Source organism: Nostoc favosum CHAB5714, from assembly GCF_020829495.1.
Taxonomy (GTDB): Bacteria; Cyanobacteriota; Cyanobacteriia; order Cyanobacteriales; family Nostocaceae; genus Nostoc; species Nostoc favosum.
In genome coordinates this window covers 1-18,540 of record NZ_JAIVFQ010000035.1, presented here as the reverse complement: position 1 = coordinate 18,540, position 18,540 = coordinate 1, and the positions used below count along the sequence as shown (strand labels likewise).

The following is an 18,540-nucleotide window of genomic DNA, read 5'->3' as shown; positions in this document are numbered from 1 at the left end:
TGTGCTTTTCACAACTGACCCTCCTGAATGCCAACTGTATTTACATCTGGGTAGGGGTGAATATGGAACTTATGGATGGTACGCGCCTGCTAGCAAATCGGTGCAGACGGCGGAGTTTTTTGCTGGGTGCAGGATTCTTAACAGGATTAACAATAGGTAGCCAATGGCATCCAGTATTGGCTAACTCAAGGTTTTCTGATTATCCGTTTAGTCTTGGTGTTGCCTCTGGTGATCCTTTGCCAGATGGTGTTGTTATCTGGACACGACTGGCTCCCAATCCACTCTCTGGAGGTGGAATGCCATTGGTAAATGTCCCTGTGCGGTGGCAAGTTGCCCTTGATGAAAACATGAAACACGTGGTGCGGCGAGGAACAGTGCTGGCGACACCAGAGTTAGCACACTCAGTTCACGTTGATGTCCGTGGACTAGACCCTGACCGTTGGTACTGGTATCAATTTCAAGCGGGTAGGGAAGTAAGCCCTATTGGACGGACTCGCACAGCACCAGCATTTTATGGCTCTATATCACAACTGAACTTTGCTTTTGTCTCTTGTCAAGACTGGCAAAATGGCTATTATACGGCTTATCGGCATTTGGCTGATGAAAACCTCGACCTTGTGGTTCATCTGGGTGATTACATTTACGAATACGGGCCACAATCCGGTGGGCCCCGTCAGCATAATAGTCCAGAAATTATCACTCTTGCAGACTACCGCGATCGCCACGCCCTGTACAAAACTGACCCGAATCTCCAAGCGGCTCATGCTGCTTTTCCCTGGATTGTCACTTGGGATGATCATGAAGTTGACAACAACTACGCCAACTTAATCCCCGAAGATAACCAAACCCAAGAGGCTTTTAGGAAACGGCGAACTAACGCGTACCAGGCTTACTACGAACACATGCCTCTGCGTCGGTTTTCATTGCCTAACGGCCCAGACATGCTGCTTTATCGACGGTTCACTTTCGGTAATTTAGCTGAGTTCAATGTTCTAGACACCAGGCAGTACCGCACTAACCAACCTTGTGATGACGGACTTAAGCCTCGCTGTCCCGAAGCTGTTAATACAAATGCTACCATGACCGGCTCAGAACAAGAGCAATGGCTACGAAAAGGGTTAGATCAGTCGCGATCGCGCTGGAATGTGATTGCTCAACAGACCATGCTTGGCCAGTACAATTTTAATAGCAGTCCAGGTGCAGGTGTCTTCAATGTGGATCAGTGGGACGGCTACGTGGCTGCACGTAATCGACTCTTGAGTTTTCTAAACCAGCGTAAACCTTCTAATCCAGTGGTAATTACCGGAGACATCCATTCTAGTTGGGTTCATGATCTGAAGCTTGATTTTAATAACCCAAACTCACCGACAGTAGGCACTGAGTTCGTAGGAACCTCAATTACCTCTGATTTTCCTACCGAATTCATCGCTTCAGTTCAAGCTTCCCTACCCAACAATCCCCATACTAAGTTTTTTGACGGTGCTTTCCGGGGATACGTGCGCTGCAAGCTTACCCCACAACGCTGGCAAAGTGACTACCGTGTTGTATCAAGCATCATTGACTTGAATGCCTCTGTCAAAACCCTAGCTTCCTTTGTAGTCCAAAACGGACAACCAGGAGCGCATCTAGGTTAAGGGAAGTTCGATAAACCCTCCCTGAGTTAAACTAAAGTTCAAGTCTCTCCCTCTCCAACTCGGAGAGGGACGGTTTTGCGTAGTAAAACCTTCTTAGAGGTCTTTATAGTACCTCAACAAATAAATTTTCTTAACCCAAGCGTATCGGCTTACAGTATAATAAATCTTTTTGAAGAGTTATTTTGGCATTTCTTTGCAATACTTAACTAAGTTCTAATTAAAAAAAGTGAATATAGATAAAAAATGATAACTAACATCATAATTTATTAAGTTATCCAAGCGAAATTGAGACTATGCTTAATAATTGCAGTCTAGTTGATCATCTTAAGTAAATAGGTGCAAATGAACTTAAACATTTGTTGAGCTTTTTGTACTTTGTCATTTGTTTGAGTGTTAAATACTAAAAAAACAAAGTTTATTTGTGCCAAGTTACTGACTAAGTTGTTGAGCAAGGCAGTAAAAATCTGACCTGAGCCAAGTAATAACAGCGATAACTAAAGTAAACTTAACAACAATCACGTAAAATGATAGAAAAAATTTTGCTGGCTGTATCGGGATTGGGACACGCAGAAGAAATGCTCAAAACCCTGAAAGAAATTCCTTCAATTCAATCTGCAAAAGTAACAATTTTGCATGTTGTTCAGGCACAAAATACTGCTGCTACCATGACAGCTAAATGGGAAAATGGCGGTAAAATATTAGCTAATGCCATTCAAACTTTGAACTTAGATCCTAGCCAGGTTTCTTCAATTTTGCGCGAAGGTGACCCGAAAGATGTAGTTTGCCAAGTAGCTGATGAAATCGACGCTGACTTGATTATTATGGGTTCACGCGGACTGAAGCGCCTGCAATCCATTTTATCCAACTCAGTCAGTCAGTATGTTTTCCAGCTATCTTCTCGCCCAATGTTGCTGGTAAAAGATGATATTTATGTCAAAAGAATTAAGCGCATTATGGTGGCAATAGACAACTCTGATTCTGCAAAAAACTGCTTAAAATTGGCACTGTTTTTACTGCGAGATATTCAGGGCGGCGAGTTAATTTTGGCAAATGTTGTCACAGATTTAGGCGGGAAAAAATCGGAAATAACCGAGGTTAACTCAGATAAAAATCCTGTTTTAGCAGCCGCAGTTGCAGAAGCTAAAAACCAGGGCATCCAATCTCGTTGTTATATCAGTAGTGGCAAACCTGGTGAAGAAATTTGTCGGTTGGCAGAAGAGTTGAATATAGACTTATTATTGCTCGGTTCTCCAGATCGTCGTCCATCCATCGCTAAGAGTTTTGTTGATATAGACCGACTTATCGGATCTTCCTTGTCTGACTATGTTCGAGTCAATGCCACTTGTCCAGTATTGTTGGCGCGGACGATCGCTTAAAGTCAAAATAGAGTTAATGGTTGATAAATAAATAAAAACCCCTACACTACCGGTGCAGGGGTTCTTTATTTGATACACAAACTCTTAATTATCTTTTCCACCTTCGCGGCTAGCAGTTTGGATGTACAGAATTAGTAAAAACACAGTGGGGACTAGTACGAACAAAATGCTCGCTACGAACCCCAGGTCATTAACTTGCATGGCAAGAAAACCTCTCTTAAATTTCCAGTCAACAACATTAGGATAGCATCATCGACGACACAGTTATACCAATTCAAAATTCAAAATCAGGAAACTTAATTTTGGTAAGTATTTTGACTACTGACTGGATACAAATTGAAGCAGTGGCAGATTTGAGAACTTAAGGCTTGGTGACTACACTGACTGAGCCATTCACTAAAGTTTGACAGGCTAGGCGGTAATTTTCCGGCTTTTTTTTGAATTTGCGGTTTTCTACGTCTGTGCGGGGGGAAAGATTTTCTAGTCCTTCGACTATCTCCACAATGCAAGTACCACACTGACCATTCCCACCGCAATTGGTCATCTTACCAATGAATTTATATATATCAATGTCATTTTGCATCGCTTTGAGCCGGAGATTGGCACCATCTGCCGCCACTACTTCTTTATTCTCTTTAACGAATTTGATATTACCCATAACTGATTTCTCCTTGACTCTAAGCTTGGCTTTCAAGGCTTCATATTGACATGGCTTGATTCACATCTTATTTATTATATTAAATCATTACAAAATATTAATAAATATTAATTTTATAAAATATAGCCCCACAAAAAAATAGAACAGGTATAGTACCTGTCCTAATAAATTGAAAAATAGATTAACTTACCTAAATCCCACGGCTGCTTGCCAAACGAAAGCAAGCAACAAGAAGAATACGGGGATGACTGGGAGAACGTCCACCAAAGGATCAAAGATTTGGTATGCTTCAGGCAGTTTTGCTAATAAAAGTGCTGCTTCCATGTTTGTTTAAATCCAACTATCCAACACAGCGTTCATAATTGAGAAATATCTTAACATGGTTTGGTCGGTTGTTAGGAGTTAGGAGTTAGGAGTTAGGAGTTAGGAGTTAGGAGTTAGGAGTTAGGAGTTAGGAGTTATTATTCCCCTGTTTCCTCTGCCCCTCTTACCCCCCCCATCTCCCTCATCTTCCTCATCTCCCCTTTCTTGGTTGAGCCAGTGACCAAATTCTGTGACAAAGCGATCACTTAATATTGCTTCTCTAATATGCTGCGTAAAGCGAATTAGTTCGGTAATGTTGTGAATGCTCAACAAGGTATAAGCTAAAATTTCCTGCGATCGCACTAAATGAGATATGTAAGCACGGCTAAAATTTTGGCAAGTGTAGCAAGGACAAGTTTCATCTAATGGCGTAAAATCTTCACGAAACTTAGCATTTTTTAAGTTCCAGCGTCCGCCCTGCACGATCGCTGTACCATGTCTCGCCCAACGGGTGGGAATTACGCAATCAAATAAATCTATACCAGATGCGATCGCGATCGCCATTTCCCGATAAGTACCGACACCCATCAAATAACGCGGCTTTTCAGGCGGTAGAAGCGGTGCTGTCACTTTCACAATCTCAGCCATCATTTCTGGTGGTTCTCCTACACTCACGCCACCAATGGCATATCCCGGCAAATCCAACTTAGCCAAAGCTTCCGCCGCACGACAACGCAAATCCAAATACACGCCCCCTTGCACAATCCCAAACAAAGCCTGCTCACTGCGTTGATGAGCCGTTATGCAGCGTTCTAACCAGCGATAAGTGCGCTCAGTTGCAGTTTCAACCTCTTGGCGAGTAGCTGGGTAAGGCGGACACTCATCAAAGGCCATAATCACATCTGCCCCCAAAGTATTTTGAATCTCAATGGATAACTCAGGAGTCAAGTTAATAATTTGTCCATCATGGGGTGAGCGGAAAGTGACGCCTTCTTCAGTAATTTTCCGCATCTCGCTTAAGCTGAACACTTGAAACCCACCCGAATCTGTGAGCATTGGGCCATTCCAACCCATAAATTTGTGCAACCCACCACCCCCAGCGACGATCGCTTCCCCTGGTTGTAGGTGAAGATGATAAGTATTAGATAAGATCATTTGCGCCCCAGTATCTCGTAGCTGGGCTGGGGTGATAGTTTTGACATTCGCCAGCGTTCCCACTGGCATAAATCTGGGGGTTTCTACAACACCGTGAGGAGTGAAAAACACTCCTGCTCTAGCTTTGGTTTGGCTACAGCAAGCGAGACATTCAAAGGAAAAATTCGCACTCATACCATTTTGGATTTTAGACTTTCCTGCGGAACGCTACGCGAACGGCTACGCTCAGTCGAACGATTTTAGATTTTGGATTGTGAAACGCTAATGAGTAAAGAGTTTCAGAAATCCATAACTAGTACAACGTGGCAGAAATAAACCTACCATTTCAAAACAGCCAGAAAGCCCAAAATGAAAGCTTTTTGACTTTTGACTTCCGCCTTGCGGTACTAGCAGCCATAAAACCAAATGGTATTAGGGCAAGATTAATATTATTGGACTAAATTATGGACAAACATAAAAACTGGCAATTGAGTTTTCGTGAACATTTAAGCGTTCACTACTAACCTAGTTACCAACTTTACGAGTATATACTGTACTAATTGTTATTTAAAAAGAATCAGAACAGTCATCGTCAATTTCTGCATCCCATCTGGCTGAGAGGACTTGCTCCATCATCGCTTCTATGGCGCTGACATTGAAGTTTCGCTCTCGTCGCTCTTGTATGGGGGTTGAGCGGGGAATCAACCGCAGACACACTCCTTCTTGCATCAAATCAAAATAGGTTTCTTGTTGCGACGACTGTTTTAGTTCCAAGTAATCAAAACTACAAACATTCAGATATAGGGCGTGGTTAGCCACTAAGGTAGACCTTTGCGGATTGGCAAAAACTTCCATCACATCTCCTTCACCCTCGCTCAGTACCTTATCTTCTTGGGTGTAGATGTAGTGGACTCGACCTAAATCTGTCAGTAATCGCCGGATGTCGAGCTTATTCACAATGATGCCCGTGTTAATAATGCACGGAGCTGGTATCCTGATGTCGGGTAGATGGTGACTCATAGGAAAATAGCGATTGAGCTAAGGAGAGCGACAACATAGCTAAACTGTCATAATTGAATAGCTTGTTTACTTCCTACATTTAAAAAATATCAATTTTGTGGGGCAATCGTCTAAATAATTTGAAGTAAGTTTTTAGTTAACGAATACAAAACACTAATTTTGATCCCTGATGTAATTTTAATTTCCTGAATCATTGCTTATTTTGTATAAAAACTACGCTTGATTATTTATTTACCACTTAGAACAGCATAACAAAATTTTTAAGAAGAATCTCTAATAGAAGTAAATCTTATCTAAAGTTTTAAAGTATGCTCATGTTGGTTGTACTGAACCCAAGTCTATTATCCAGCAATTAACCATATATTAATGTTACTAAGATGACGAAACAGCAACAGTGGTGGAAAAAGCTGCTGTTAAAGCTGGCAGCTAGTATTATATTTTATACAAGTATTCCAGTACCGTATTTGGACGGATTAGACTTTGGGGGAGTGGCACGTCTTGCTTCGGTTGTAGGGTTAATAATTGGGGGAATTTTAGGATTACTGGATACGGGGATGGATTATCTGGGTATGCCAGTGTTAACTCGTAGTGCTTTAGTAGTCAGCGTTTGGATTGCCATAACTGGTGGACTGCACTTAGATGGGGCAATGGATACTGCCGATGGTTTGGCAGTAGGCGATCCAAATCGACGGCTGGAAGTGATGACAGATAGTGCTACAGGTGCATTTGGGGCAATGGCAGCGATCGCCTTGGTGATACTAAAAATAACTGCTTTGACGGATATGCCAGAAAACCGTTGGTTGTTGCTGATGGCTGCTTGTGGCTGGGGACGTTGGGGACAACAAGTAGCGATCGCACGATATCCTTACCTGAAACCAACTGGCAAAGGTGCGCTTCACAAACAAGCCATTCGTTCTTACAAAGATTTGTTACCAGGATTGTTGTTGCTGTTTAGTTTGAGTGGTTTAGTTTGGTTGATAGATAAACAGCAACTATTTCTCGCACTGACAATGATAATTGCTGGAAGTGCGATCGCCACTTTAACTGGTGCATGGTTCAACCACAAATTAGGCGGACACACAGGAGATACCTACGGCGCAGTCGTTGAGTGGACTGAAGCCTTATTTCTGTGTGTATTGACCGCTCTGGGAAGTTAGGAGTGAGGAGTTAAAAATCCAAACTCCAAACTCCAAACTCCTAACTCCTAACTCCTAACTTTACTTAATCGGTTGCAGCTTTGTCACCTTGAGTTTAAAAGCCCCAATCCCAGTTTCCCCAAAAGACCGGACACGAATCACATAATCCCCTGTCTCTACGATGCGAGTAAATAGTAGGGAATTGCTAGTACCATCAGGGCCATCATCATTTTCTGCCAAAGTCGATCCATCAGGTGCTAGCAGGGTGATGATGCTGTCAAAGTTTTCTGATGACAGGTCAACTGCTAAATTATCGCCCTTCTCTAACTTCACTGTATAATCACGGGCAAACCCACCTTGACCTGTGGGAATGTCTTTGTCTGAGAGGCGATCGGAAAATTCAGTACTGTTAGATAAAGGAATTGGACTATACAACTTATTTTGAGCAAAAGTTGCACTTGTACTTATACCTATTGCCAGCAATGTGGCAGGAATAATGATGAGTTGTTTTAAACCTGCCGCAAAAACTTTATTCATACATTTCAAGCAATTTTGTCTACAAAAATAGGGTAATTCGGTCAATTTATGTACTTAATCTGCTAAAACCTGCCCATTAATTCTTGATTTATCCGTCTTTGACGGCAGTGGCTACTGCTACTAATCCTAAAACCACAATTCCATATTGGCGAAGTGCTTGCACAGCAGACCTAGCAGTAGCACCAGTAGTATAAATATCGTCCACTAACAGCACTGGGACATTTGGGGGACGATGGCGAAATTCTTGGCCAACAGCAAAAGCGTTAGCCAAGTTTTTTTCTCGTTTAGATACTGATAAACCAAATTGCGCTTCAGTTTCTCGCACTCTTGCTAAACCGTTTAGTTTCAATTTTAATCCAGTTATTTCGCAGAAGCTTTGGGCTATGAGTGCGGCTTGATTGTATTTACGTTGCTTTTGCTTGCTAGGGTGGAGTGGGATGGGAACTACTACAGGCTGGCTATCTCGGCTTGGTGAATTTAACAACCATGCTTCTCCTAACCAGTGACCCAAGGGACGAGCTATTTGGGGTTGATTTTCGTATTTCATCGTTGCGATCGCTCGTTTCACCGGGCCACCATACTCCCCCCAGCCAAATACTGGTATTGGCTCTTGCCACAAAGAAATCGGGTCTTGACGTTGACATTTTTGCAGTTGTCTGGTGCAATTTTGACAAAATTCTTGCGAGGTTGCACGTTGGCACAGAGGACAATGGGATTGGAGAAAAAGATTGAGTAAGCCTGTAAAATTTTTAATCCAAGTGTGCATTTAGGGTTGTCCTTAGTCATTAGTCATTTGTCATTTGTCATTTGTGTTTGACCAATGACTTAACATACACGCGATCGCACCTTGTTGTTTTTACTCCCGTTGCTGGAGTGTAGCCGTTGCTTTCATAGAGCTTGACTGCTTCTACTAAAACGCTGGCGGTTTCAATCCAAATTTGCTCAAAACCACGCTCTGCGATCGCTGCTTCTAGCTGTTGTAACAAATATTTCCCTAATCCTAAACCCCTAATGCTGGGCAAAAGATACATTTTGCGGATTTCTACAGCTTTTTCGCCACGGTTTATGGGGTAGTATGCTCCAGTACCCACTAGCTGGCTTTGGTGTTCAATTACCCAAAACTCTCCCCCAGTAGCTAAATAATATTCCTCTACTCCCAGCACATCTCGGTCAGCGCCCTTTGGTTCCCAACCCAGACCGTATTCTGATAATACATAACTGATGACTTCGGCGGCTCTTGTGCGATCGCTTTGCACCCAATCACGGATTAAAAAATCTTGATAATAGTTTTTCATTACCATTTGCTGGTCAAGTTTACCCAGAAAATATTTCTGGTTCTATATCCCAATTTACTCAGCAAATAGCTTTTATGGCAGAGTCCATTTCAGGCGGTACTCTCAAGGTGTCAATAAAGAGACTTGGGGAGAGGAATTGTTTTCCCCTCCCCAAGTCTCTTTACCAACGATAATTCAACGATATAGTAGCGATGCCTGCGGTGGTCACTGAGCGGCTGGTGAGCGGAGTCGAACCATGTCGTACCACTTCGGGGATCTTGCTGGGCGCAGCGTCTCCAAGAGTTGTGCGGGCTATTCGGTGTCGCGGACATTGATCTTACAACTTACAGCAGAAATCATATATTTGAACCACATCTGTTGTACTGACTTTTCACGGGAAGTCCTCAAACCGCGAAACAACGTGACTTTTTCCACAAGCTAATTCTCAATAGCTTTAAGTTAATGAAAATGACTCACGTAAAAATCATGGTCTGAGAAAAGCTCAAAAAGGTGTTTTCCAGATACCGTGAAAAGTCAGATCTGTTGTAAGGGCACAGCAATGCTCATTGGTGTCAACTTAAGTCAGAGAGCTTCATTCCACAGTCATTTTACCCCACACGCTATCCGGCTCCACGCAGGTGAACCCCAAGACCGCACTGGCTCCCCTTAATCCCCTCCCCGCAAGCAGGAGGGGAAGTTTTGGCTTTAGACAAAACCGGGGTTGGGTGACGCATGATGGGTAAGTGAGTGAACTCAATATCACGTCTTTACAAGGGTTTCACGTTAAGTTGACACCTATGAGCAATGCTGTGCCCCTACCGCGTAGTCTATTTACCTGAAAATAGCTGTAATATCAGTTATGACTTGTCCAAGGGCCCCAAATTGCGAAAGTAATACCAGGAGTTTGGATATTGACAAACAAAGTCTTACCATCAGGTGAGAAGCAAGCACCAGCGAACTCGTTTGTATTCAGAGCATTACGCGCGAATTGATAAAGTTCTCCTTTGGGAGTAACACCTACTAAGAACTGCTGATCATCTCCATCTTCACAAAGAATGAGATCGCCGTAAGGTGAAACAACTATGTTATCTGGATTTTCTAGTTCGGCAACAGATGTAGACTCTACAAACAGTTCAATTGTCTCTTTAGCCGGAATATAGCGCCACACTTGGCCAAGCCCTAAAGCACCACCACTTGTGCAGCAAAAGTAAAATTCACCGTTACCGTACCAGATACCTTCTCCACGAGCAAACTGGGCCGCTCCTTTTGCGAAACCTTCTACTCGTACAGTATCTTCTGGTGGATTTGGCTCAGTAATCGTCACCCATTCGACTTTCATCGGCTTCCGCTTGGGGAAATCCGCAAAGGTTTGTGCTTGAAAGATATCTTTGAATTTTAAAGCTTGAAGAGTGCCTCCTTCCTTTAACTTGCCACGTACTTTCGGGATAAAACGGTAGAAGAGACTATCTCCCTTATCTTCAGTTTCATAGACAATTCCTGTTTTGGGGTCTACGGCAACAGCTTCATGGTTAAATCTTCCCATAGCTATTAGAGGCTCAGGCTTCACAGGAGTAGTGGTGCTAGCTGGAACTTCAAAGTTATAGCCGTGGAACTTCGAGACATAGTTTCTATCTCCTAGCCCAAACGAAGTCGGAGTGGAGGTGTTTTCTTCACAACTAATCCATGAACCCCAAGGAGTTAGTCCACCTGCACAGTTACGAAAAGTTCCACTTAGAGAAGTGAAGTGTTTGATTAGCTGGCAATTAGGCCCAACAATCAAATTTGTTGTGCCACCTTTACAAAATGGATCGTAAGGATTTGTACCCTGAACTTGTGTATCAGAAGTAGGGCTAAGTTCGTGATTACGAACCAGAATAACTGTGTTTTTGGGGCCGGGAAAAGCTGCCATACCATCATGACCACCAGGCACTTTAGTGTGGTCGCTCATTAATTCACCTGTTAGAGAAAAAGTTCGATACTGAAATCCGGCGGGTAAATCTAACAAGCCTTTGGGATCTGGTACAAGTGGCCCATATCCTTTACCAAATCTTCGACCAAAAGTCTGTTTAGCAAGAAGACCTTCTAAAGGAGACACCATCAAAGTGCCGACAGCAGTTGTACCTGCTACTGCAAAGAATTTACGTCTTGAAAATGTCATGAGGATGGTTTGGTTACTTAAATATAATGCTTAATAAAAAATATTTGATTTTGATTAAGTTTGGGTAATGCTTTATTTAATTTAGGGTTAGTTAATCCAATCTAAACTTACATAAAAATTTACCAAAACAAGTAACATTTCTGTATACAAGGTTATATAATACCACTACCTAAATCCTGGTACTGGATAAATAAATCTGCGATCGCAGATTTATTTAATCGCACCCTTAAAAGGTAAAAAAATAAAATATAAGAGTGATTTTTATAAAATAAGTAATAAAAGCAAATTTGTAGATGCTGGTACTAATACAAAAATCAGTTAAAAAAATTTAAAGATATGTTTAAGCGAATAAATTATTTTATGGGAAAAACTAATCAGGAATTTTAAGGCTTAATTCAAATCTAAATGATACAATTTCTCTGAAGTTATTATAGACATTAATCATACCAAAAATTGCGCCAATTTTTTATATTTTGGTTATTGGTTTTATGAATAGAGTGCTGAAGAAAAAGCCAGCATCCTATATATAGCGGTTCTCAATTGCATGAAATACAGACCTAACCCCCAGCCCCTTCCCTGCAAGGGAAGGGGAGTAAGACTCAAAGCCTCTCTCCTTTTAGGAGAGAGGTTTGGAGAGAGGTCAAAGTGTATTGCTTCCATTCGAGAAGCGCTATAGACAGTGAACCTGAATAGTGTAAGCTAGCCTGATTAGAACTGTAATTAAACATTATTCTAGCTTTAATGACCAAGGAATTTGGAAGGCTAGAAATGCCTAAAATTGTAGGGGGACGTATTGATAGTGCAATAAGTAAGTGGGCAATAATAAATCAAACTAACAGCGAACTTTTAACTGACAATTCCTAAATTGTTGTAGATTTCGATGAGATTGCCATCAGGATCGCGAAAATGAGCTGTGCGGATTCCCCAGTCGGGGCGATCTTGTGGTTGAGTTACAACGATCGCATTCTGAACTTTTACTTGCTCATAGACCTCATCCACGTTATCGACTGCGAAAATCAAGACAATTTTATCTCGATTGGCAATATATGAAGGCTGTTCGATTCTTGGAACTACTTCAGCCATTAATTCTTTTTTGAACAAACCGAGCTTAAGATATCCGGTATTAAACTCAGCATATCCGCTATCTTCATCGCCCCAATCGACATCAAATTTCAGCAGATCCCGGTAGAACAGAAAAGAATCTTTATAGTTGGAGACAAGCAGTCTCAGGTGTGTTAACTGAAGCTTCATATCTGTTACCTTAGTCTACTAACTGTGAATTCTAGGTTCTGGGTGCAAAGTCGCCAGCAACTCACTTTCGACAATTGCTAATTCATCAAGCCGTTGCATGACAATTTCTTTGTCGAAATAAGTAGCAGCTAAAACCCAATATATACCGTAGTGACGCGCTTCGGATGCCATTAGCCCACGATAAAATTTTGCTAACTCTGGCTCTGGACAGTGAGCAGCTAATAATCCCAGGCGTTCGTGAGAGCGAGCTTCTATTAAACCAGTGACTAGTAAGGAATCCAGAAATCGCTCAGGTTCTTTGGGGCGGACAGCAGCTTTTAAACCCGCGCCGTAGGGAGGCGGTGGTAGGGGAGCTAGGGGAATATTCCGGCGTTCTAACCATTGGTTAACTAGCTCAAAGTGTTCTAGTTCTTCGCGGGCGATCGCAGTTAATTCCCGAACCATTTTAGTATTGGAAGGGTAGCGAAACATCATGTTCAAGGCTACGCCTGCTGCTTTGCGTTCACAGTGCGAGTGGTCGAGTAAGATGATGTCTAAATTAGCGATTGCTTGTTCAACCCAAGCAGAGCTAGTGGGTTGTTTCAGGGCGTTGATAGTTGGTAACTGAGTAAGCACAGAGTCAATCAATTTTGGATTTTGGATTTTGGATTTTTTCAAATTCGGGGTCTTTTTCTGGGGAAGTCATAGGGTAGGGGCAGAGGGCTGGGGGCAAAGGAATGGAGTTCTGAACTGCGTCTGCGAGTATCAAAGACTCATTAAAGGAGTTCTGAGCCTCATTAATGAGTATCAAAGACTCATTAAAGGAGTTCTGAGCCTCATTAATGAGTATCAAAGACTCATTAAAGGAGTTCTAAGCCTCATTAATGAGTATCAAAGACTCATTAAAGGAGTTCTAAGCCTCATTAATGAGCAAAAAAGACTCATTAAAGGAGTTCTAAGCCTCATTAATGAGTATCAAAGACTCATTAAAGGAGTTCTGAGCCTCATTAATGACGTTAACTCAGAACTTGCACCAGTCCCAACAACCGCCTCAGAATTAATTCTGAGGCTGATAGCTAAAGTCTATCTATTGAAGACTGAATAAGGAAGGATTGGAGTCCACGCTTAGTGGACTTACGCTATTAGCCAGAGAATTTATTCTCTGGCGGGAAAGTGGGCAGGTGCAAGATATAACTTAAACTATGTTGACACCAAGTTGCATTTTAAAATATATTTCTTCAGCCCCTCAGCTTAGTAACATTCTCCCATGACCAAAGTTACCAGGGCGCTGGAGATTTCATCGAGGGGGAGAATAAAATCTACATTGCCAGTTGGAATTGCGGCGGAAGGCATCCCGGAAAATTCGGCGGTTTTTACGTCTTGAACAATGATGATACCGCCCATTTTTTTAATTGCTTCTACTCCCATCGCGCCGTCGCTACCCGTTCCAGTTAGCACAATGGCGATCGCGGCTGTAAATTCTGAAGGTATCGATAGCAATTTAATTAAAGCAGTTAGACCTCCTGCTGAGGCTGCGATCGCCACAACATCAAAGGCAGCATTATTAAAGTGAGGTAGATGATTTTTGGCATTTTCTGCCATCTGAGTCATGATTTTTTGGCTGTCACTATCAGACAAACTTCTTTAGTTACAAAAATCATTAATAAATTTAAAATTCATCTTTAATCCAAATATATTATACAGCATATTTATGTTATTTTAACCCTTTCTTTCTTTCTTTCTTTCTTTCTTTATTAAAAGAATAACTCAATCCTCCTGTTCTAAAATGCGTTTTGCCTGCAAAAGTTGCTGTTTATGTTCCTCACTAATTGTCGGGTATTGCAGATTGAGTTCTTGTAATTTTGTGCAGATGATATTGGCAACAGTCAGGCGTGTAAACCATTTGCGATCGGCAGGAATAATATACCACGGGGCCCATTCTGTACTAGTGTTGTTGAAAACTTCTTCATAAGCAAGGTAGGTGCAGCATCGCGTAGAGAAACCTTTCCTGTGAAACGCTACGCGAAGCCGTAAGGTATTACGAATTACTTTTACTCAGCACTTGCTATTTTGATTTCCGTCGCCTTGGCATAGGACGCATCGCTTCACGGCCCAACATAAACATCCCTGTAACACCCAAACTGACAAACAAAACATATTGATACCAGTATTGCCGAATTTGCTCACCCGTACTGAGTTCTGGACGCAACGTGTTTAAGTACAGCAGCAGTACTAATATCATCAGCGCCCCAAAACCAACAAAGCTTAAGCCAACACCAATTCGTGCATGTCGCAGTTCAAAATCACTAATACTGTCTAGGTCAATTTCTGCCAATTCCTTAAAAGAATCATCTGCCAAAGATGACGTTGCTTGGAACTTATTGCTCAGTTTTGGTGGCAAAATCGGCGACAGTGTTGCTACGGTTGGGCGGCGTAGTAAAGCCTCAGTATCTCGCAGCAATTCTAATGGCTTACGGCTAGTAGTTGGTTGAGCAAACTCTATGTTGTCTGTGGGAGTTGGGGCATTGGCTTTGCTTTCAAAATCCATAGTACGCTTCAGAAGAACCAGGATATACATAGCCTAGCGAATCAGGAGACAAATACGCCAAAATAATTATGAATTACAAATTACGAATTACGAAGTACGAATTACGAATTATCAATTACTCTCGTCCATCTCTTTTAACGTAGCTAATGCCGACGGTGATAAGCGACTCAGATAGCGGAATATCCAGTATTTAAAGATAGTGTTTAAAATCACCGGAAATGTAGCGATAAAGAAAAATATTATATTTCTATTGGCCGGCAGTCCTAAATGTTCTGCTAATCCTTCAAGAATAACCTTCCACCCATCTGGTGAGTGAAATCCTAAAAATATATCTGTAGAGAGAATAATTAAAAAGGCCTTGGCACTATCGCTTAGTCCATAAACAATATTATCTAGAAAAGATTTCACAATTACAATTTCTTTTTTGCTTATGATGACAATTATACTAAAATAAATTAGTGATATTAAATCAGCGAAGACATTACTAATAGCACTATTATATTTTATGTGAAATTCCTCAGCTATCTCAATGGCTTTGTTTTTTATCTTTTCTTTTATTACTTCTGAAGAAATTGGTGGTGCTTGATTTAGTAAATATTCAAACATCAGGCTTTGTTGATAATTATGTAATTCATGGAGAACTTCTTTTTCCATATCAGAATTAATAAAAATTTGATTTATATTGTTTTCTCTGCTTCTTTCTAATATGGGATATACTAAAAACTCTTTAGATAATTGCTGAGTTAAAAATGGAACAATAATTAACGTTAGTATAAATCTAATGGCAATTCTTGTCCTATTTTTAGAAAGTCGGTAATTTCTGACAAACTCTTCTTCCGTCTGCGGTGTAATATCTGCTTTGATTCTATTAAGTCTTTGACCCATTGACCTCGATAATAATCTAGTTTGTTGAGATGGAAGTTTAGGTCGGATATTATCAATATTAGATAATGGCTGTTTGTTGATTTCGCTCTGGTTAATTTGTAGTGTTTGAGAAGTTGATACTAACGCCTTGTTGCTAATTATTTCATCTTTTATAGCGTACTTCTCTACAACTTCATCAATAATTTTCAATTGTTCTAACAATACGGAATTAGAGAGATTTAAAATTTTCCGACTAAGCCGAAACTCTATAAGTCTTACTTTGATAGTAGTTAAGTTCTTATCGAGGTATCCTTGCCAATAAGACATCACATTTTCAGTATAATTTACTGATCGTGAAGATATTTTCTTGCCTTCAAAATGTTCTATCTCAATGTTTTTAATTCTCTGAGCTGCTTGTTGAGCTTCTAAGAGTGCCCTTTCTGGTGTATCTAAAAACCAAACGTTAAGCGATCGCAAATAATATTTGAGATTTTGGCGAAGTAAATTTGCTGTTCTGGCGAAGGAATTTTTCATTATATATAATGTGGATAAGAGTTATATAACCATTAAAAATGGTTAATATTTAGTTGAAAATATTCTTAATCATTACCTAACATATATTAGATAAATTACGTTGGATAAATGCGAGATAATTTTAGAGATTTTCCTTTGTGTATTTGCGCTTTTGCGTGAAACATTCATCCACTTATTCAGCAACGCCCGATAATTTTATTATTTCGAGTGTACACATATTAGAAGATTAGGTAGAGTGAAGAAGCGATTTTCTATGATTTTAAATCGACTCGGTTCACCATTGTCGGTAAATAGTAGTATGACACGAATCAAAATTACACTTTATAGCTTGATATAGCAAGCCTTGTAGAGACTCAGCCTGTTAAGATTTTTTAGCCTTATTTATAAAAATTATCAAAAAATCAAAATAAATATATCTTGAGTTCGTTTCAGTCAGCTTGTCTTATATCATGTCCGCTTGATTACTTATTAAACCCGAAAAACCCCATCCCTTAATCCCCTCCCCGCTCTTCGGGAGGGGTGGGGTGCAATGACTGTGGGAATCATAACTAATTATGCGGACATGATATTACAAGTAAAATTTAAGAATTTTTAATTAAGTAGTCATTAGTCATTCGTCATTGGTGCATACCCCCTCCCTTGCAATGCTATGAGCAAGTCGTTGGGATAAGGCAGTTCTAGCTGGGGGAGAGTAACTCTTGACAAATGACAAATGACTAATGACTAATGACTGTCGTTTATTAAAAACTCGCCTTATGATGGTCTGATGCTATATCGGCACAAAATAAAAGTTGGTCACTACAGTAAGCAAAAAGTTTGAACCAGAATTTATTGGCAATATGAAACTCAGTCTGTGCATGATTGTGAAAAATGAAGCAGCAACACTGCCTAAATGCCTGAGCAGTGTCCGAAAAGTGGTGGATGAAATGGTAGTCTTGGATACAGGCTCAATCGATCGCACTCCCAATATTGCCCAACAACTCGGTGCAAAAGTCTATCATTTTAAATGGTGTAATGACTTCAGTGCTGCCCGTAATGCAGCTCTAAAATATGTCACTGGTGATTGGATTTTGGTATTAGATGCTGATGAAACTCTCACACCAGGAATTGTACCGCAGTTGCGAGAGGCGATCGCAAGAGATGAATACCTGCTCATCAACCTCGTCCGCCACGAGATTGGTGCAGAACAATCTCCCTATTCTCTGGTTTCCAGGCTGTTCCGCAATCATCCAGATATTCGCTTTGACCGTCCTTATCATGCCCTAGTGGATGATAGTGTGTCAGCAATTATAAACAAAGAACCCCATTGGCAAGTAGGTTATTTACCAGGAGTGGCACTTTTACACGTAGGATATCAAAAAAGTGCGATCGCTCAAAATAACAAATATGCTAAAGCAGCTACAGCAATGGAAGGGTTTCTCGCTACTCATCCTGATGACCCCTATGTTTGCAGTAAATTAGGGGCATTGTATGTGGAAACTGGGAAAATTACCCAAGGTATGGAGTTGCTTAGACGAGGAATCATCGGTGCTGAAGAAAACTACGATATTTTATATGAACTCCATTACCATTTAGGCATTGCTTACAGTCGGTTGCAAAAATCCCCACAGGCTATTTCTCATTATCAAGCTGCGATCAAATTGCCAATTTACCCTATGCTCAAACTTGGAGCATACATTAACTTGGGTAACTTACTCAAAGCAGCAGGAGATTTAAACGGTGCGAAAACTGCTTACGCCACAACTTTGAAAATTGACCCTAATTTTGTTTTTGGACATTATAATTTGGCGATGATATTTAAAGCTTTGGGTTTATTTACAGATGCGATCGCATATTATCAAAATGCAATTGAGTTAAATCCCAACTATGCCGAAGCCTATCAAAATTTAGGAGTAGTGTTGCTCAAAGTTGGCAATCATCAAGATAGTTTAACAGCTTTTAGAAAAGCGATCGCCCTTCATGAAAGGTATAATCCCGAAGAGGCGAAGAGACTACGCCAGGGGTTGCGGGAGATGGAGTTGATGTAAGAGGGGGAGATGAGGGAGCAGGGGGAGATGAGGGAGCAGGGGGAGATGAGGGAGCAGGGGGAGATGAGGGAGCAGGGGGAGATGAGGGAGCAGGGGGAGATGAGGGA

At 41.1% G+C, this 18,540-nt stretch carries 19 protein-coding genes and 1 pseudogene; 5 read left to right on the top strand and 15 right to left on the bottom strand.

What is annotated here, in order from left to right; translation table 11 throughout:
- Nucleotides 1-62 precede the first annotated feature (62 nt).
- Both LC586_RS21065 and LC586_RS21060 read left to right on the top strand, forming a co-directional pair.
- A complete protein-coding gene (locus LC586_RS21065) occupies nt 63-1,634 on the top strand; it encodes an alkaline phosphatase D family protein (RefSeq protein ID WP_229486649.1) in 1,572 nt (523 codons plus the stop codon).
- Between the two features lie 524 nt (nt 1,635-2,158).
- The gene (locus LC586_RS21060) at nt 2,159-3,010 is read left to right on the top strand and encodes a universal stress protein (RefSeq protein WP_229486648.1); all 852 of its coding nucleotides are present in this window, start codon (nt 2,159-2,161) and stop codon (nt 3,008-3,010) included.
- Between the two features lie 84 nt (nt 3,011-3,094).
- On the opposite strand, the gene psbM is transcribed toward LC586_RS21060, so the two are convergent.
- The 5 genes from psbM to LC586_RS21035 form a co-directional block, all read right to left on the bottom strand.
- Nucleotides 3,095-3,211, bottom strand: a complete 117-nt coding sequence (psbM, locus tag LC586_RS21055; protein WP_100901506.1) for a photosystem II reaction center protein PsbM — start codon at nt 3,209-3,211, stop codon at nt 3,095-3,097.
- Nucleotides 3,212-3,371: 160 nt separating this feature from the next.
- Nucleotides 3,372-3,668 carry a 2Fe-2S iron-sulfur cluster-binding protein gene (locus tag LC586_RS21050; protein WP_229486647.1) on the bottom strand — a complete coding sequence of 99 codons (297 nt, stop codon included), beginning with the start codon at nt 3,666-3,668 and terminating at the stop codon, nt 3,372-3,374.
- A gap of 186 nt (nt 3,669-3,854) precedes the next feature.
- Nucleotides 3,855-3,992, bottom strand: coding sequence for a photosystem II reaction center protein K (locus LC586_RS21045; protein WP_006195022.1), 138 nt, complete (start codon nt 3,990-3,992; stop codon nt 3,855-3,857).
- 120 nt (nt 3,993-4,112) lie between these two features.
- Nucleotides 4,113-5,300 carry a tRNA guanosine(34) transglycosylase Tgt gene (gene tgt / locus LC586_RS21040; protein ID WP_229486646.1) on the bottom strand — a complete coding sequence of 396 codons (1,188 nt, stop codon included), beginning with the start codon at nt 5,298-5,300 and terminating at the stop codon, nt 4,113-4,115.
- A gap of 372 nt (nt 5,301-5,672) precedes the next feature.
- Nucleotides 5,673-6,125, bottom strand: coding sequence for a hypothetical protein (locus LC586_RS21035; protein WP_229486645.1), 453 nt, complete (start codon nt 6,123-6,125; stop codon nt 5,673-5,675).
- 377 nt (nt 6,126-6,502) lie between these two features.
- On the opposite strand from LC586_RS21035, the gene cobS reads away from it, so the two are divergent.
- On the top strand, nt 6,503-7,282 hold the full coding sequence (gene cobS, locus LC586_RS21030; RefSeq protein WP_229486644.1) for an adenosylcobinamide-GDP ribazoletransferase: 780 nt from the start codon (nt 6,503-6,505) through the stop codon (nt 7,280-7,282).
- A gap of 60 nt (nt 7,283-7,342) precedes the next feature.
- Here cobS and LC586_RS21025 read toward each other — a convergent pair whose 3' ends face one another.
- The 6 genes from LC586_RS21025 to LC586_RS21000 form a co-directional block, all read right to left on the bottom strand.
- A complete protein-coding gene (locus LC586_RS21025; RefSeq protein ID WP_229486643.1) occupies nt 7,343-7,798 on the bottom strand; it encodes a PPC domain-containing protein in 456 nt (151 codons plus the stop codon).
- Nucleotides 7,799-7,886: 88 nt separating this feature from the next.
- Nucleotides 7,887-8,564 carry a ComF family protein gene (locus LC586_RS21020; RefSeq protein ID WP_229486642.1) on the bottom strand — a complete coding sequence of 226 codons (678 nt, stop codon included), beginning with the start codon at nt 8,562-8,564 and terminating at the stop codon, nt 7,887-7,889.
- 37 nt (nt 8,565-8,601) lie between these two features.
- On the bottom strand, nt 8,602-9,093 hold the full coding sequence (locus tag LC586_RS21015) for a GNAT family N-acetyltransferase (RefSeq protein ID WP_229486641.1): 492 nt from the start codon (nt 9,091-9,093) through the stop codon (nt 8,602-8,604).
- Nucleotides 9,094-9,925: 832 nt separating this feature from the next.
- On the bottom strand, nt 9,926-11,230 hold the full coding sequence (locus LC586_RS21010; RefSeq protein ID WP_229486640.1) for an alkaline phosphatase PhoX: 1,305 nt from the start codon (nt 11,228-11,230) through the stop codon (nt 9,926-9,928).
- Between the two features lie 846 nt (nt 11,231-12,076).
- Nucleotides 12,077-12,481 (bottom strand): VOC family protein, encoded by a 405-nt coding sequence (locus LC586_RS21005; RefSeq protein WP_229486639.1) that lies wholly within the window; start codon nt 12,479-12,481, stop codon nt 12,077-12,079.
- 18 nt (nt 12,482-12,499) lie between these two features.
- Complete coding sequence (locus LC586_RS21000; protein WP_229486691.1) at nt 12,500-13,096, bottom strand: MiaE family protein; 597 nt, start codon at nt 13,094-13,096, stop codon at nt 12,500-12,502.
- Between the two features lie 28 nt (nt 13,097-13,124).
- Between LC586_RS21000 and LC586_RS20995 the strand changes: the two genes are divergently transcribed.
- Nucleotides 13,125-13,565, top strand: coding sequence for a hypothetical protein (locus LC586_RS20995; protein ID WP_229486638.1), 441 nt, complete (start codon nt 13,125-13,127; stop codon nt 13,563-13,565).
- A gap of 146 nt (nt 13,566-13,711) precedes the next feature.
- On the opposite strand, the gene LC586_RS20990 is transcribed toward LC586_RS20995, so the two are convergent.
- From LC586_RS20990 to LC586_RS20975, 4 genes and pseudogenes are all read right to left on the bottom strand, one after another.
- Nucleotides 13,712-14,071, bottom strand: a complete 360-nt coding sequence (locus tag LC586_RS20990) for a chemotaxis protein CheB (RefSeq protein WP_229486690.1) — start codon at nt 14,069-14,071, stop codon at nt 13,712-13,714.
- A 156-nt stretch (nt 14,072-14,227) separates the two neighbouring features.
- Nucleotides 14,228-14,434: pseudogene (locus LC586_RS20985) on the bottom strand (polyphosphate kinase 2 family protein); the annotation flags it as partial.
- Nucleotides 14,435-14,525: 91 nt separating this feature from the next.
- Nucleotides 14,526-15,008 (bottom strand): hypothetical protein, encoded by a 483-nt coding sequence (locus LC586_RS20980; protein WP_229486637.1) that lies wholly within the window; start codon nt 15,006-15,008, stop codon nt 14,526-14,528.
- Between the two features lie 111 nt (nt 15,009-15,119).
- Nucleotides 15,120-16,406, bottom strand: a complete 1,287-nt coding sequence (locus tag LC586_RS20975) for a proton extrusion protein PcxA (RefSeq protein WP_229486636.1) — start codon at nt 16,404-16,406, stop codon at nt 15,120-15,122.
- 839 nt (nt 16,407-17,245) lie between these two features.
- On the opposite strand from LC586_RS20975, the gene LC586_RS20970 reads away from it, so the two are divergent.
- On the top strand, nt 17,246-18,433 hold the full coding sequence (locus tag LC586_RS20970; RefSeq protein WP_229486689.1) for a glycosyltransferase: 1,188 nt from the start codon (nt 17,246-17,248) through the stop codon (nt 18,431-18,433).
- Nucleotides 18,434-18,540: the final 107 nt, after the last annotated feature.